General features: G+C 36.4%; 8 protein-coding genes. 2 read left to right on the top strand and 6 right to left on the bottom strand.

What is annotated here, in order from left to right:
* Positions 1 to 24: 24 nt before the first annotated feature.
* Genes M899_RS13120 through M899_RS13110 form a run of 3 tightly spaced genes read right to left on the bottom strand, consistent with a single transcriptional unit; the run spans position 25 to position 3,653 of the window.
* Positions 25 to 1,602: a hypothetical protein gene (locus tag M899_RS13120; protein WP_021271965.1), complete on the bottom strand. Its 1,578-nt coding sequence runs from the start codon at positions 1,600 to 1,602 to the stop codon at positions 25 to 27.
* Complete coding sequence (locus tag M899_RS13115; RefSeq protein WP_021271958.1) at positions 1,586 to 2,182, bottom strand: hypothetical protein; 597 nt, start codon at positions 2,180 to 2,182, stop codon at positions 1,586 to 1,588. Before M899_RS13115 ends, M899_RS13120 begins: the two co-directional genes overlap by 17 nt.
* A gap of 10 nt (positions 2,183 to 2,192) precedes the next feature.
* On the bottom strand, positions 2,193 to 3,653 hold the full coding sequence (locus M899_RS13110) for a hypothetical protein (protein WP_155897215.1): 1,461 nt from the start codon (positions 3,651 to 3,653) through the stop codon (positions 2,193 to 2,195).
* A gap of 152 nt (positions 3,654 to 3,805) precedes the next feature.
* Here M899_RS13110 and M899_RS13105 point away from each other — a divergent pair, with 152 nt between their 5' ends.
* Positions 3,806 to 4,165: a response regulator gene (locus M899_RS13105; protein WP_021271957.1), complete on the top strand. Its 360-nt coding sequence runs from the start codon at positions 3,806 to 3,808 to the stop codon at positions 4,163 to 4,165.
* Here the strand turns inward: M899_RS13105 and M899_RS13100 are convergent.
* Genes M899_RS13100 through M899_RS13090 form a run of 3 tightly spaced genes read right to left on the bottom strand, consistent with a single transcriptional unit; the run spans position 4,159 to position 16,147 of the window.
* Positions 4,159 to 9,069, bottom strand: coding sequence for a fibronectin type III domain-containing protein (locus M899_RS13100; protein ID WP_021271951.1), 4,911 nt, complete (start codon positions 9,067 to 9,069; stop codon positions 4,159 to 4,161). The genes M899_RS13105 and M899_RS13100 overlap by 7 nt on opposite strands.
* Positions 9,070 to 14,244, bottom strand: coding sequence for a fibronectin type III domain-containing protein (locus M899_RS13095; RefSeq protein ID WP_021271960.1), 5,175 nt, complete (start codon positions 14,242 to 14,244; stop codon positions 9,070 to 9,072).
* A 1-nt stretch (position 14,245) separates the two neighbouring features.
* Positions 14,246 to 16,147 (bottom strand): hypothetical protein, encoded by a 1,902-nt coding sequence (locus M899_RS13090; protein ID WP_034729403.1) that lies wholly within the window; start codon positions 16,145 to 16,147, stop codon positions 14,246 to 14,248.
* 318 nt (positions 16,148 to 16,465) lie between these two features.
* Between M899_RS13090 and M899_RS13085 the strand changes: the two genes are divergently transcribed.
* Positions 16,466 to 17,160: motility protein A (locus tag M899_RS13085; protein ID WP_021271971.1), on the top strand; the 695-nt coding region annotated here is incomplete at its 3' end.

The following is a 17,160-nucleotide window of genomic DNA, read 5'->3' as shown; positions in this document are numbered from 1 at the left end:
ATATGAGTAATGCTAAAGTTTTTCTCACAGCGAGAATTCCCTTTGTTCTACCTTTACATTTTCCAGGTCAGAAACAAGTAATTCAAATGATACAGCTCTTTCACCGTTCACTTTTACGTTTTTAACAACTGTCGTGATTTCAAAATTTCTATTTGAATGCTCTACTTCGCGCATGATATTGCTCAAAGTTTGATCCCCAATAATTTTCTGAGAGAAATCCTTAACATCGAGGTGAATACCAGGAAGTTCTGCACTTACCACAAGGCACTTATCTTTTCTTTTTACGTTAAGAATTGCTCTGCGTGTATTCTTCTTAAGGCTTTGAATCGAAAATACGGCCTTTAGAGATTTTTCAAGAATGGCCTTTGCATGATCCTCTGGCATATAAACATAAAGATCATTTGCGTAATCAACTTCAGCAAATTCAATATACTGACTACCTCTTAATGAACTTTCTCTGGAAATAATATCATCAAGAATATCTAAGACATTCACTTTCATCTTTTCTAATGTCGCAACTCTCTCACTACCAATTTTTGCTAGAACTGTAGAGTCAAAGCGAACAAAGAAACATGCTCTTTTTCCATGTTCATTCGGACGAGAAACTTGAACAACGTAATCACTAGTAACGTCACCAAGATACTTATAAAGAGAGTGAACTCCTTTTAATGTTTTCTCGCGCTTGAAATTTTTACCAAAGAAATCTTCCCATTTTTGCTTCTTTGTAAACGTGTCTTTAAACATTTCACTAAAAAGAGCATTACCGTATGAGATTTCACCATTGGACTCAACCATGGCCACACCAATATCTTTTAAACTTTCGTAGGCCTTTTTCTGTCCTTCGATAGTTTTTCTTCTGATATACGGACCCCAATCTTGATTTTCTAGCTCAGCATTTTTCTTTTTCAAGCGTCGATTGCGAATCATAACTCCAGCGAGCAATACAACAAGCCCTGCCGCTGTTACGACAAAAATATTTCTAGTACTATTATCTTCCAATTTCTTAATTGTATCGGCCTTTACTGATTTCATTGTGTTGGCAACTCTTGTTTTCAAAGATGCCTCTAGGGCCACAGCGAAATCTCCACGGACGGCCACATCAAGTTTGCGAGCTTCATTGATCTTATTAACAATTCCTCGAAAGCTTTGCATGAACTCCACTTTAATAGTTGTAGACATTCTATTGCTTTGAACAATTTCCCTTTCAAGATGTCCTAAGTAACCTTCAAGAGTATTTAACATTTTCAGATCGGCAGCACCTGTTCTACTATTTGCCCAATCTAAATATCTTTTTGCTAAAATGGCCTCTAAGTTTCCATCTTTTTTCAAAGAAGTATAAATGTGTTCAAGTAAACTCTTTGACTCATTAAATACAACTGACATTCTTGAATTTAGTGTTTTGATTTTGTCTTGAATCTTCTTGTTCTCAACACCATTTTTCTCTAAGCTCCCTAGAAGCTCAGTGTATGTTTTTGAAGTTGATTCTAATGAATTCGTTCCGAGTTTTTTAAACCCATCAACTTCCCAGTTAGCAAAACTAACATTTGAGGTAAGCATCGCCACTAAAATGTATTTAAATGCGATTTTACAAACTTCTTTCATTGGTCCTTCCACTTGAATGCAATTGTTTTTTCTTATTTTTCACTTTCAACTTACTTTCATTCATTAGATTCGTTTCTGAATAAAAGATCATCTCTTCTCTTTTTTCGTTAAAATCTACAGTTGCTTTAATTTTGCTTCCAGATACAGACATAAAGTTCTTTTTTTCCTGTACTAAAAGGTCTTGAATGCGTGAAACATCAAATAACTTTTTTTCAACCTTTGCAGAAACGACTCTCAAGCTTAGTGTAGAATTATTTACACTCACTTTTATTGTCGGAGTAAACTTTTTACTAATCAAAATAAAGCGGCTAAATGTTTTCAAAAGAAAATCTAACGTATTCATAATCTTTGCTACGTTTATTTTTTCTACACATGTTGAAATATCAATTTGCAGTTTCGCCTGTGCGCCTTCAAAAGGTTTAGCAAATCTTTTCTTAATATCATTTGATAATAACTCTAAATCACTTGTCGCAATTGTATCTTTGGCATAACTACCGTAGTAAACAATCTCATCTTCAACAACGGTTCTACTCGCCCCAAGTGTTTCAAAAATTTCATCATACTTATTTTTAAGACCCATATTTACCAACCTAGTTGTATGTCAGGTACAATCCATAAATGGAGTGCGTATTATCTAAATTCAAGCTTGAAACAGAAGACAGGCTGATCATTTCATAACTCAGACCTATTCCCCATCCTTGGTATAAAGAAACTCTTCCTTGTAGATGTAATTTATTACCATCTAAGGGCACGCTTTCCGCTTCATCTACAAGATCGGCATTTGCAATCAATGCTCTTTTAATATCTCCCTCAAAAGCGACAAGATGATTTTTGAAGCTATCGATATATCTGATGCCAATTCCAGTCCAAAGGATATTACTCGTGATAGACTTTAACCCTCCCCCACGCTCTGGAGCAGTAATGAAGCCAAGTCGATCATACTCAACGTTTAATCCGATAAAGAGTGAACTTGACCAAAGATCATAATTAAAATTTCCAAACAAATTTATTCGTGGTTTGATTTTATATTCTTCTTCAGACATTGATCTGGAGATTACTCCACCTGTATGGAAGTGCTGTATCCACTGTTCTACTCTAAAGCTAGTTGAAAATTTGAGAACAAGACGTTCTACACTTGTTTCAGTTTCTAAGAATTCATTTTTAGTAACGGCGATATTAGAAGTCGCCGCTTCTTGCTGATACCCTATCGCATAATCAAAACGGGACATCCACTTGAGTCCCGGTTCTATCTTCACTTTCTGTTCTACTTTTGCCTTCTCTAAATTCAAATTAGGCGCATCGTATTTTTGTATCTCAACTTTTCGTTTTTTCGCTGCACTTACTTTTTTATCTTCTTTTTTCTCTTCTTCTTTTGCGTCTTTTTTACTCTTCTTTATTCCTGACTCCGAAAAGTCATCTACGCTCTCTTCTTCTTGTAATTGTTCTTGTTCTGAATTGATTTCATTTACTGATTCATTCTCTGTTTCTTTTTCAGAGACAGTATTTTTAATATTGATAACCTCTGGCTTAATTAATTTTCCAGATTTTTCATCAAACCATTTTCCAAACATCAGTTTGTAAACTAAAACTCTTGAACGATACTGAACTTTGGCCTTGGGTAAATTTCTTTCTGAGATGTAATTAATCAATTGATTTGAAGGCTTCTCTTTAAAATAAAATTCAATATGACTAAGACCGTTGTCTTCTCTTTTATGTGACACGCTAATTTCATACCATGTTTTGTTTTTTCCAATTTTGCTATCAACATGACCGAATGTTATTTCAAAAATCTTTGCAGCAAATACGGCCTCAACAATACTTTTTCGAATAAAAGAAACTTCATTCATCGACATGTCTTTTAACTTTGTGATGTCGAAGGTGATCATTTTCTTTTCAATGATTTCTTCTTCTTTTTTTTCCTGCTTTTCATCTACTTTTTGATCAGATTTTTTTTCTGAGTTTTGAATTTCATTTGAAGTAGTTGATGAACTTTCATTTGCGAAAGTGAAAAATGAAAACATGAATATGACGAGTATTAGAGCGCTTCTCATATGAAGAATCTTAACAATCACAATATTCAATTAATAGGAGGCAAATACCTCCCTAATATCATTGGTCTTTTGAATTTCTCTCACAATCTTTCACAGTTTCACAAAATATATTTATTATCATTAATAAAAGTAGAGATTCCTACGGAGTTAGTATGAAAAAACAGATATGGATTTTAGATGATGATAAGGATTTTTGTTTATTCTTAAAAAAAATTATTGAGCAAAATTTTGACTATAGTGTGAAGTGGTTTATATCAGAGCGTGAATTTGAAGATATAATTTTTCACGAAAACGATATTCCTTCTTTAATATTAATGGACGTAAGACTAAATAAAGAAAATGGCCTTAGATTTGGTAATAAGATTCATGAGAAGCTTCCCAGTATCCCCATAATTCATCTTACGGCCTTAGATGGTGATGATATTTGCAGTGAAAAGTACACCATTTTAAGTAAGCCAGTTAATAAACCACTCTTACTTAAAACGGTGTCTAATATACTCGTTAATTACTGAGTAAAGTAGCATCTCTGGGCAGCACTTGAAGCGTTAGCGTCTACGTAGAAAAGTGCTGATGGAGGTAAGTTCTCACCATCCCCGCCATCGATCTTAGACAATTGATTACAACTACAATCAGAACAACTCTTCATATAAAAAGTCATCAGATCTGGTGTATTCCCGGTCGTCTCAGAACAGTTAAACACTGGAGCAAAGATCGGAGCAATGTCAGTTACAGGATCACTCATCCAATGCGGTACAACCTGATAAGTATAATTACTCAAAGAAGGATCACTCTTTATAACGTCAAAAACTGTTGAGTTTACGAGCTTCTTTCTTTTCTGAATCATGGCGCCATTTTTAACAACGTTTGAAATCTCTTTATCACAACCAGTTACCACTTCACTCTTAGTTCCAAACAATGGACTATTCTTAGGACTAATATACGTATCGACAACAACTTTAAGATCGTAATCATAGAACATATCTTGAGGAGGTATGACGACTTCTCTAGTTGTCATGTTACTAATAGATAGATAAGTCGATCCACCAGGAGACAATCTCTTCGCGGCAATACGAATATAATAGTAACGAGATGGAACAAGTCCACTAAGAACTACTTCTGGTGATGTTGTATCAGTGAAACTCGCTGATGTTTCAAACAGATTATTCAATGCTGTTTTCGTTGCACTGTAGAAAACTCTATAACCTGTAATTGCTCCCCAACCTGGATTTGATGGAGTATAGTCGTTCCATGAGAATGAAAGATCTCCTTCATCTGTAGCAACAACATTCATAATATCACCAGTCGAATTCGATCTATTGGGCTCCACAAAACCTTGAAAGTGAAGATAGAGATTATCCACTGATGATCTTCCACTATTATAGAATGTTAACTTCACATAGTTAAATGCAGCAGGAAGTTTTTGTGCAATAAAGTCATCATTAAATTTCTTCAATACTTTTAAAACACAAGGGGATGCTGAGTCCTGATTAAAGCCCCACTCATCAGATGGAAGTGGTCCGCCTTCATTGTCTCCGTAGAAACAAGCTCTCGTTGCAGACACAGTATTTTCACCATCATCATACATTGTGACATAAGCACCAGCTGGCAATACTGCATTCATATTCCCAACATAAGTTCTGTATTGATGAAGAAAACTTGCTTTTTCAACAACGTTATTAGTTAGAACAATATTTTGCACCAACATTTCTTGAAAAGGAGAATCATTGAGAACCGGGTGAAGCGTATCTTGATAATATCCAAACTTAACAGGATAAGAGCCTTGGATAACACCACCAAGCTCATTATTGATACTCTCGGAGTTAACCCCTGCAACTTTAACCTTGGCAGGGCTTGCTGCCTGGAAGTTCAGATTAATTGCAGATATGAGATACTGCTTATCAGCAATTTCATACGTTACAGCTAATATTCTAGTTGATAAATCTGGCTCAGAAGTTGAGGCCTTGAGCTTAACATCAATGTAACAATTTTCCCCAGACAGTAGGGCCTTGTTGCTACAAGTATTAGAAGTTAATGAATAGCCTAATCCACCGGCACTGTTTTCAACAGTTGAAGAGTCTAGAGTTCTTTTAATCATGGCATCGACACGATTAATTGGGTAAGGACTTGTGTTTGTAACAACAAATCTCTTTTTCGCATAAACTTCAGAACCTTTGATCGCCTTTAAATTCCCCGTTTGATTGGGAACCATTTTCATAACATCAAGTGAATAACTTTCAGTCGCGCCATCCAAAGTTTCAATGACTGATTCAGTTCCTGTATCGTAATAAACTGTATAGGCCTGTGATCCCAATGAGATTGTTTTATTCTCATCAGTGGCCTCAAAGAAAAGCTTAATTGAAATTGTAGAGTTAGTATTGCTATACACTAAAGTATTCTCATCAAGAGTTTTTCTCCCACCAAAATACTGAATGGTAACTTCTTTTGTATAAACTCCGGCATTTGTTGGATTAAAGGCCAACTGTAAACTCCCTTTGTCAGGGGCCAGCGTCACACCAATTTCTGGATCGCCATTATTAGCAATCATATTAATTGAACCTGTATTTATATTGGCCCCTTTTCTTGAAAGAGTTATTGCTCCCGTATATGAGCCACCTGTTGGGTAAGTACCACCATGATAAGCATAATCAGTTGTATGAGTCGTGGACATTAATGATGCTGTATGAGTAATCGCAGTAGAGAAAAATGTAGCAGGAATTGCTCCTGTTAATTTTGAGATATCACGCCATTTAAGTGGAACACTTTTCATGGCGACAGAATCTCCCCAACCATCTACTGGCAAGAATGGAAGAGATACAGGTTGACGATATAAAATAGCAATTAAACTTGGAAATGGGTTTGTAGGTACGATATATCCTTCAGATACAAACTTAATATTTACGCGATAATCACCATTTGTTCCACCACTAATGGTGTGGAAATTTCCATAATTTTCAAGTGTTGGATAATACCCGTTAGCAGGATCCGAGACACCATCACCATCATAGTATTTAAATGAAAGAAGCTGGTCAGAACCATTATAATTATAATACTCCCATGCCTCCGAAGTTCCATTTTTCGCAACCGAGAACTTCCTCTCCCACTCTGGAGAAGTCTCTTCAGAATAGAGACTAAAAGCATAAATATCTGTTGAACGAAGTTTCATTCTTACAGACAACGTACAATTCTCTCCAGGTTGTAATTGTCCTAAGTACGGAGTAGTTGAGATCGGATGATTTGCAGGCGTAAAATTGATAAGTTCATAACAATCTTTTGATGCTCCTGAAGCAGGTCCCGGCCTATCGACAATTTCGAATGGGTAAGCATTATTATTAGGACGTACCATCATCTTACCATTTACAGCTTCAATATAAGGTATAGGACCTGTTCCTACGTTTTTTAATTTGACATGAAAGTATTCAGTATTTCCTGCAATTTTGTTCGAAGGAATAACACCTTGATTCGAACTTGTATCTTCAAAAACTAAGAAACCTTTTCTAACAAGCTTCGCTTTCATTTTAACTTCAACAATGCGATTAGTTCTTAAAGTTAGATCATCGTTATAAGTAGTTCCATCTTTATACTCTATATAAAACTTTTTGGTTTCAGTTGGAACATCGTCAAACATTTGAGCATCTTCTTCGGCCTTTGCCAAAATACCATCGGGGTTCGAGCTTGCAACTGGTGCAATTTGAAAGCGCACATCACACTCTCCTCCTTTAGGAGAAACAAAGGCGCAACCAGAATGACTTGCACTCAAATAATAATTATTAATATTCTGAGATGTATCAGTAATATTAAAATTTTGACCATCGCGAATTGATAAAACTTCTGCTACGTTATCTCCCATATTCTTCAAACGAAATTTTGCTTGTTGCTTATAGGCCGCATCTGAAATTAGAGAAACTCGCCCAAGATCATATGAAAAGATTCCATTATCGGCAGCATCTAAATTTGAATATGAGTTATCTCCAGCATATTCAAAGAATGCAGTATTGATTTTCGCAGCAGAAAAGTAGTTCGCTGTTCCAACATTAAAGTTACTAGGACCACCAACACCCATCATATCTCTGAAACCTTTCCAAGTTGAGTCATAGACGAAAGTTAATGTCCAACCAGAAAAATCACCGCTCGTCTCAAAAGTTGTACTTGGATGTAAGATCAAATCGAATAGACAAGATTGTCCCTGACTATCGCCAACGACACCCGCAACTTCAATAACACTTGAATCAGTAATGGCACCTTCAGCATCTCTAGAATAATTCAAAGAATCATAAGGTGTAATACAATTATTTACATCACGAACTTTAAAAGGAAGTGTTGGCAAAGCAACACTCGCACCCGCAACAGCAATCTGTGCGGGATCTCTACATTCTAGCAAATCTTGACCTGCGACTTTCACGCAGCTACCAATAATTACTCCACCGGCATTTTTGATATCAATATAATGTAGGATTGCTTCTTTATCACCTTCGTTTTTAATTTTAAATGGCTTGGAAGCAAAATTACCTACAATTAGGTCATCAAAATTAATTACGGCTAGACCAGCATGCTTAATTAGCCCTTTAATGTTAAATGACTTTACTGAGAAGTATGCATTTAAAACAGATTTCTTACCATATGGGTCGCGAATATATGGAATTGAGATATTTGAATAATAGTATTGATCGATATTTCCATCAGGAGCTCCATCACCCCAGTTCATTGGAGTAAAAATGACTTCCATTTCACAACGCTCTTTTGCTTTTAATTCATTCCCGCAAGTATTCTCCGTAATTTGATAAGAATTACTCACAGGATTATTGATCATATCAAGAATCATTTCTTTTGCCGTTAAACCTCCAGCATTCTCGATAATAAGACGTTGTTTAAAAACTTCTCTATCACTTCTTTCAATAACACCAAAAGAATAGTTAATTTGTTCACTCGTAAAAACTAATGAAGCGGCCTCTCCTGCAAACATAGTGAGTTCAAAAGTTTCCTGTTTTGAATCCACAAGGTTTTTATATTTCAAAAAAATAATTTGTTTTAAATTACCACTAATTGTTGGTGAATAAGAAAGCTTGAAATAACACTTTTGCTTAGTTTCTAACCTAGATGCACATGTCCCTAGGTATCCTGGCGAAGCAGACTTCCCTTCTTCATCCGGATTGAACTTGACTCCAGCATTAGACTCCTCTTCTTCAAAGACAAGATTTAAATCTGTCAAAGGAAAGGTTGAATTGTTTTGAACACTGATTGTAATAACATCGGGATCAGAACCAATGAGAAATTCCCCACGGTCCAATCCACCTTGTACTTCAATCTCTACGGGCTCAAAAATCCCTGCGGTCTTGACCTTAACTTTTTCTTGATCGGCCGGCTTACAGGCAAACAAAGAAAAAGATAGTACCAAGAGTAAAATCTTTGAAAGTTTCACTTACGGTCTCCCTTCATTAATTCTCACTGCACATCGAACACCAGCTTCAGTTCCAGATTTTTGGAAACCTTCACTTCTTCCTAGTACTGTCGCACTATAGCGTCCAGGACGGGACTCATTACTCTTACTTCCGAAATTTTCGAAATACATATAAGTATCTCTCGTTACTCTCCAATTGGCCCATCTAACTAAAGTTCCCTCGGCCAATGGATCAGTTGTCGATCGAGTTACGTAGGCCTTCGGATCAATAGAATCCAAGTATGTAATGTCATAACTTACAGAATTTGTAGCACTAATCGTAGTTGATCCACTTTGAGTAATCTCAGACATCCCATCAGAGATAATCATGCTATTAGTAATCGGAAAGTGAGGAACAACAAAGTCTGTATCAGGTGCTCCTATTTTTGCCTGTAATCCAGTTGTGGATATCGTTAAATTATCAGTAGAATTTAAACAAGTTCCATTCGCGCACTCTAGAGGAATCCCGGCAATTGGGCTGAAATATTTTCCTCTTCTTGGATCAACGCCCACATCTCTTTTTCTAGTTGTTACAGGATACTCATCAGTAAGGGCCAATGTATCATTAATACTCAACGGTGGAGCAAGATTATCTTGACCAAAGTCTAAATAGAATCCATCCCCATTTCTTAAGTATGAAATACTATATTCATCAATTGTATTCGTTGCAGTAATCATGGCCGAATTCAAATTACCAAACATATCATACTGCGGAACCATATAACTTCCTGCAGTGAAAGTTGCTCCTCTAGCTCCTCCGGCCTCAACTAAAGAGCATCTTCCAGTATCTGGTGAACTTTGTACCCATGGAGTGAATGAAGATGCATTGAATAGATCTCCATTATTAAATTCAATTGAATCCGCTGACTGATAGCTTGTCCCAATTTTAAATTCCTCTCCATCGTAGTTACAAAAAATTCTCTCAGAACTATACTCTCTCATATTTCCAACAATATCTTGGAGGCCATAGCGGCTTACACAAGATTGAGTACTATAGTCACTACCTTCATGATCAAAAAAGCTTGAACCACTAAAAATGATGGCCCCATCATTTGTATGTCTCTTATTTTGTAAGTCACCAAAACGAACAGAGATGCCAAGACCTGCTTCAATCTCATTATGAGTTTGTCCATTCAAGATACTTCGAGAAAAGGCATTACAACTTGCATTATATAAGATTGCAGATGCCCCTGTTCCCGTTTCTGTACGCACACCTCTTTCAAGGTTATTAATATCAGTTAGACTAAATGTCTTTGGATAAGCTGAGGCTACAATCCCCTCTGTTCTTCTCATCATTCGTTTATTAAGACCACCTTCCTCGACACTAAATGTGTTTGTTGAATCATTCAATGATCCAACTTCAACCGTATATGTTGAACAAAAGGCATCTGCCTGATCATGATTCAAACCATTAATCGGAGGAAGTTTTGCATCATTAGACGATACAATTCTTGCAACAGGTGTGCTATTTTCATCGTAACGATAAAGAGCTGAATTTGCTCTATACCCAGCATTTGGTACAGAGTTGAAAGTACTATCAAATAATTGAGTCATACTTTCAACAACACTCATTGGAACTGTTGCAATATCAATCTTATTATTAGTAAGTCCATCATAAACAAGGTCAGTCAACATGTTGGCAGGAATCCAGCGTTGTTTAATTAAAGCATTTCCCCCTGGAGAATTATCTGCAACAGGAATGTTAATCATACAACGTGAAGGATAGCGACCTTGATTATTCATTCTTAAACGATGAGGATTACCTGGATTTGCACCTCCTCCTCTAATCGAAGTCAGTCCATAATTTTCACTAGTAGAATAGAAGTCTCTGTTATAAAAAACAGCTCCGTATTCACTTTGAGCAGACTCATCTGTCAAAAATGAATTATTATAGGTATCACTTATATTAGGTAATAAATTACTTGGGTTCTGACATTGATTTAGCCCCAAACCATTAACAATTCCTGGAACCATTAAATAGTCGTAATTTGCTTTTGTAATATCAGGACAAATAGAAGTTTCATTATAGACTTGAGAGAAGGACTCTCCTATACAATCACCAACTCTATAAGTTGCTCTATCTGTATAAGTATCTCCATCTGCAGGAGTAGATCCACCATTTGTTTGTGCAAGAGATCCTTGTTTGAATAAACATCCCTTAAATGTTCCACCACCAGAACTATCCCCTAAGAAACCTGACAATGGTCCAGAATAAGCACTATTAATATTTTGATAATCTCCGCGTGTGAAGTTACACCCAAGCTCAAATCTATCAATAAGAAGGTCACTGCCAAAGTCATAAACTGTAGCACCTGGAACCCATGGTACTGCAAGACCACGAGCTCCTACACCATTCCAAGTGCATGTGTAATGCTGGCTAACATCTTTTGAGTATGATTTACCTATCTCATTACATGTTTGTCTGTTGGCCATTAGTCTATGAACAAGGGCCATATTTTCTGGAGGAAGAGTTACTTTGATAATATGTTGCGGATTTGTATTCTCACGCTCATAACGTAGCTCTTCACCATTAAACACTGGAACAACTTTATAGTAGTAAACTCTTGCACGAGCACTATTTCCATCGAGACCTGCATGTTTTACTGAATAATCAGTAAACATCACGGCCTTAATTGGCGTGATTGCATCGTCTGTTGCACGTGGTGCCTCAGCGTAATCTACAGCGTGTAAAAGTCCTGCATTAAATGGAGTCTGGAAGGCAAAGCTTGAACTTGTTAGCTCTGTCCAAGTCTTTTGACCATTATCTGAACGATAGACTTTATACCCGTACTTTCTATCTTTTTTCAGGGCCGCAGTTTCATATGTTCCGACGAAATCAGTCATCGTTTTAGTATTGCTATTGAAAGTAATATCCTTCCACGCAATCCTTACAATCCCACTATTTGAGTATTGGTTCATGTAAATGCCGTCAGGGTCACCCTGGGCCTTACCATATACTCCAGGAAAATTCACAGAACTGCTTACAGATGCAAATTGATTTTCAAATTCAGTTGTTGGTGAATAGTTGTTACCTGCATAATTCTCAACAGGAACTTCTATCGGCTGACCATTATCGTTCAAAGTTTCAAACAGGTATGCTTTTTCAAAACCATGAGCACTATTATCACGTCTTGGGACAAGACCATTTGCTTTTGGACCAACGGCAAAGATATCAACCCATTCGCCAAATTTTGGAGTTGGTAGTGGGATTTGGCATGTGCGAATACCTGTATTAAATTCTGAATACTTCTTATTAGCTCCTGCTACATAAGTTAGCACACCATACTGATATTTCTTACCAGGAAGGAGTGTATTAATTGTAAAATTTAAAGTCGTTAAATTATCTTGTGAGTTATACAGACCATTAACTGCATCTTGAAAACTAAACGGAGTCCCATCATCCTCTTTCCAGAAAACTTCATAACGATTATAGATCCCTGACTCTGGTTCATCCCATGTTACTGAAATATTATCTGCACCAACTGTGCAAGTATTTGCAGGACCTGGAAACTCTTCCTTCGTTGGAACTTTAATTTTGACCACTTTACAACGAATGATTGCTGAGTTGAGATTTCTATTTACGAAGTTTGTTCCCTCGATAACTGGAACGGCCCCAAAACAATATGTCTTATCTGAAACGACATCATTGGGACCAAAAAAACTTCCCTTAATTTTTATTTTTGAATATGAGCTATAACTTGAAAAATCACTCGGAGAAGCCGTAATTCTCGTTAAACCTGCACAGCTTGGCTTAGAGCTTGTACTTGCAATGTTATAGAGAAGCTCATCAGGATTATTATCATCAAAGTTATCAAAACAATAAAGTTCAAATTTATTAACATAACCCGCTGTTGTAACAGGAGGATCGAACTTCACTTCAATCTCATCAAGTTTATTAATATCTGTTGGGTCTTGAATTTCAAGAAGACCTGAAAATGGAGCAAGTTTTGGAGTTACTCTAAAGAAGACTTCCTCACCAATAATGCGTGAACCATCTGCACATCCAGAAGTTACACAGGCAACAACCGTTGCTTTGTAGTAAGCGTATGAACTTAACCCCGTAATTTGATATGAAAGAGCATCGGCCGCGGCAACTTGATAATCATCTGTCCCATTTAAAGCATCGATTGTCGTACTGTCTAGAGTATCTGGCTTCGCCGCAACATCTTCATATGTTTCTGTTGCTTCACCGACTTTAATATAATAGACACGATAATTTTTAAATGGACCTAAAGCGCCATCCCAACGAAGATCAATGCGGCTTAGAGCTTCTTCTCCGATAGGTGTTTCATATTTTACACTCGCAGCATCCCAATCAAAAAGACCAGAATCAGAAAGAGTAGTTACTGATAAAATTTTATTATTCTGCTCTGTTTTGTAGCCTGGTTCAGTCTTGTAATCAACGTACGCCTTATGAATAGCACGAACTAGAACATAATATTTTTTCCCTGGACTCAAACCTGGGATAGATCTTTTTCTTTCCTGACTCAACTGTGGGTTAGAACCAAGAGTTGTTGGCTTCATTGAAACTTTAACTGCAGGATGATTTGGATTTAGAAGATCCGTAGGCTTTCCTTCATCTGCTTGCATATAGCGAATTTCATAAGCGACTGGGTCATTAGGCTTTGGAGAAAAAGATGAACCTAATGAAACCGCAGGAACCCATTCTACTTCGATTTGCTCTTTACCAAGATCACCACTTGAGTGATAAACTTTTGAAACACCACCAAAGTCAGCAGTATAGTTTGGAAAAGTTGTTGCAAACAAGGCCTTATTTGAATTTGATTCAGTATTTTCTTTAGCGTTTCTGACCCCAACAGAAAAGCTATACTGTGTGAATACTTTTAATCCAGTCACTGTATACATATACTGACCGTATTGATTTAACTGTAAACTCTCTCCCTTTACTTCAATCGGAACTTTTGTATTGTTTACAAAAATCTGATAAGTCATATCACTAACATTTCCAGATGCTGGATAAAAATAAACCTCAACTTTATCATCTGATACAGGAATAACTTCGTTTACTCCCGAAAACATGATTTCTTCACCACCAGTAGCGGCACTTTTCGATAGTTTTGGATTTTTATCTTCCACTGTTCCAACACATGAACTCAGTAGTAGCGATAGTGCAATCAACGACAAAAATAACTTCATCTTACGGTCCTACAGTAAAAGGCTGTACGTTAATATTTGGTTCAGAGAAAGTCTCAGTTGTACCATCATTGTAATAGGCAAGAATCCCTACTTGATAATCACCACTGTTCATAAATGGGATTTGATATGATGAATAACTGAAAGGAACATTTATTCTAATGTAATTAGGATCACTGTTAATTCCCTCACTATATAAGAATGGGCCACCACCAATTTTTAAGAAAATTGCAAAACCTTGGTAAACACCACCTAGAGGAGCTCCCCAAGTAAGAGTTAAAGTATTTGTTGATGAGTCTACAACTGCATTTGTAAGACCGGGAAATTCATCTTGTGTTGGAGTTTTCACTCTTGGTAAAATACAGCTTGTTGTTTCGTTATTTCTGTTTTCAATTAGATTTCCATCTGAGTAATAGTATGGAATTAATGAGAAACAATAAGGTTCACTCTCTGACAGAGATACTCCTGAGACAATAATTTCATCTGCAGTCTTGTAATCAAAATTGGCGACAGCAAGATTAAGTCCACTAGCGTAATCTGGGTGATTTAAAAAGACATCACTAAGAGGCCCACTCACTCTTTCTTTAAGTTCAACAAGTACACCATCTACAACTCCACTATTAATATCTGGTGGAGTTAGACGAAGATAAATCTCATTTAAGGCCCAATAGTACTTCGCATTTTCAATGGCATAAATTCCATTAAACTTAGCATGACCTGGATTTGTTTTATACGGTGGTGTAGAGCTAAATTCAATAGCATCACCAATCTCACAAGTTTTTGTTCCACAAACAAGTAGGTAAACATCATAATTTGTAAAAGGAACTAAATCTGAAATTGTATAACGATCTTTTTCAAATCCAATTTCAACACATGACCAGCTTGCGTCGTTTGTCTCTTTACCACTACAAACTGTGTCTCTTGCGCTTTTATATGATGCCCATGGAGCACCTGCACTAGTTTGCTTATAGTAAAGTCTATAATGGTCGAATGAACCTTTTGCACTGGCCCAAGTCGTGTTCAAAGAATACTTTCCTTCCACCGATCTTGGTATCTCAACTGAAAATGAAGAAGTGTCTACATCAATAGTAGACATATCATCACTCAATGTTCCCATTAAGATATAATTACTATTTTGTTCAGCTCTATAGTTAGGATCATCACCGTTAGTGCTCATTCCTTTATGGATACCTCTTACTCTAATAAAGTATTTTGTATCAGGCTGGAGACCATTTACTTGGTGAGATATTTTCGCCCCATCAACATAAACAACTTTTCGAAATGGCTCGACAAAAGAAATATCATCAAATGCAACAGGTGTTGCGATATCAGAATCGAGAAGGATAATTTCATATTGAATAACGTCTTCATCTTTTGGAGTAATTGTTCCTTGTCTCTCAGCTGCTGGCCATTCAACTCTTAGAGCTGTTCGTCCATCAAATCCAGGAAGATTTTTCACTTCACCAATACCAACAAAGTTTGCTGTTTTATTCGCAAATGTTTTTGCTCTCTTGATTAATGTCGATGTACTAATCAATCCATCCGAATTTTTAGCTTGAACCGAGAATGCATACTCTGTATTGATATCAAGTCCACTTACTGTATATTTCAAAAGCCCGCGGTAGTCTGGTCTAAGGTTCGCACCTGGAACAGTTTTTTCAACAGTAAGTCCGTCGTATGAAATAATATAAGTAACATCAGTCACTGCAAGTAAACTTGGATAGAAAAAGATTTCAACTTTATCATGCGCAATTGCTCTTGCATCGTAGATACCATCAAAAGCAATTCTTCCCTTTCCGGCAGCAGAACCTTTTGTTCTATTTGGATTAACGTCTTCAACTGTTCCAACACATGAACACAAGAGTAAAACCAAAACAAAATTTATTATGTTGAATATCGTTTTCAAAAAAACTCCTACATAGTTTCTTTTCTATTCGACTCCCCATTCGGACAACTCTTAAACATTATTAGCAATTGACCTTAATAGATTTTGTATATGGGTTCTTTTTGCCTTTCCTCAATATTTCCGAACACTTAAACACTGTTTCGTGAAGTTTTTTTTCACTAAATCTAAAAAGTTTCACAAAAAATATGCCTATTTCTCTAGTAAGCTCTGAAAATAATTTGAAAAAAATGAAAGTTTTATTTCACACACCAATTATTCACTAAGTTAAAAAAGTAAAACCCCGATATCTCACACATACAAAACAATGCGGAGTAATGTATGAATATTTTTTCTTTAATCGGACTCATCATTTCAGGTGTAGTTCTTTTCGTTGGTCTTAGACTGTCATCTTCAGACTTAAAAATATTTTTCGATGGCCCTTCTTTGTTCATCGTTCTCGGTGGAACATTTGCTGCAACTTCAGTTGCATTTCAATTGAATAAAATTGGCGGTCTCTTTAAAATATTCTTTACGCAATTTCTCAAAGGAAAAATGGTTGATACTTCAAATGTCATCAAAGACATCATGAAGATATGTGAATCATATCGATCAGGTGAAAGCTTGGAGTCACTTGTTCCTAAAGCACAAGATCCTTTTCTAAAAGAAGCGATGGAACTTATTGCTGATGGAATTTTAGAAACTGAAAAAGTAATTCAGATCCTCGAGCAAAGAGCAAGCAAGATGAGTGTGCTTAGAAGTGATGATACGAAAAAAATTAAATCTCTTGGAAAATTCCCTCCTGCATTTGGAATGATGGGAACCACTATTGGGATGATCGTACTTCTTGCAAACCTTGGTGGTGCTGATGCCATGAAAATGATTGGTCCAGCAATGGGTGTTTGTCTTATTACAACTCTGTACGGAGTAATCATTGCAAACTTAGTTATTATTCCTATTGGTGAAAATCTCGAAGAAATTTCAAAGCAGATGGATACAAAAGATGAAATCATTCTAGAGGGTGTTAAACACATCAT

This window comes from Bacteriovorax sp. BSW11_IV (genome assembly GCF_000447755.1).
Lineage (GTDB): Bacteria > Bdellovibrionota > Bacteriovoracia > Bacteriovoracales > Bacteriovoracaceae > BSW11-IV.
The sequence above is the reverse complement of the archived record's forward strand: the minus strand, read 5'-3'. Positions and strand labels throughout refer to the sequence as shown.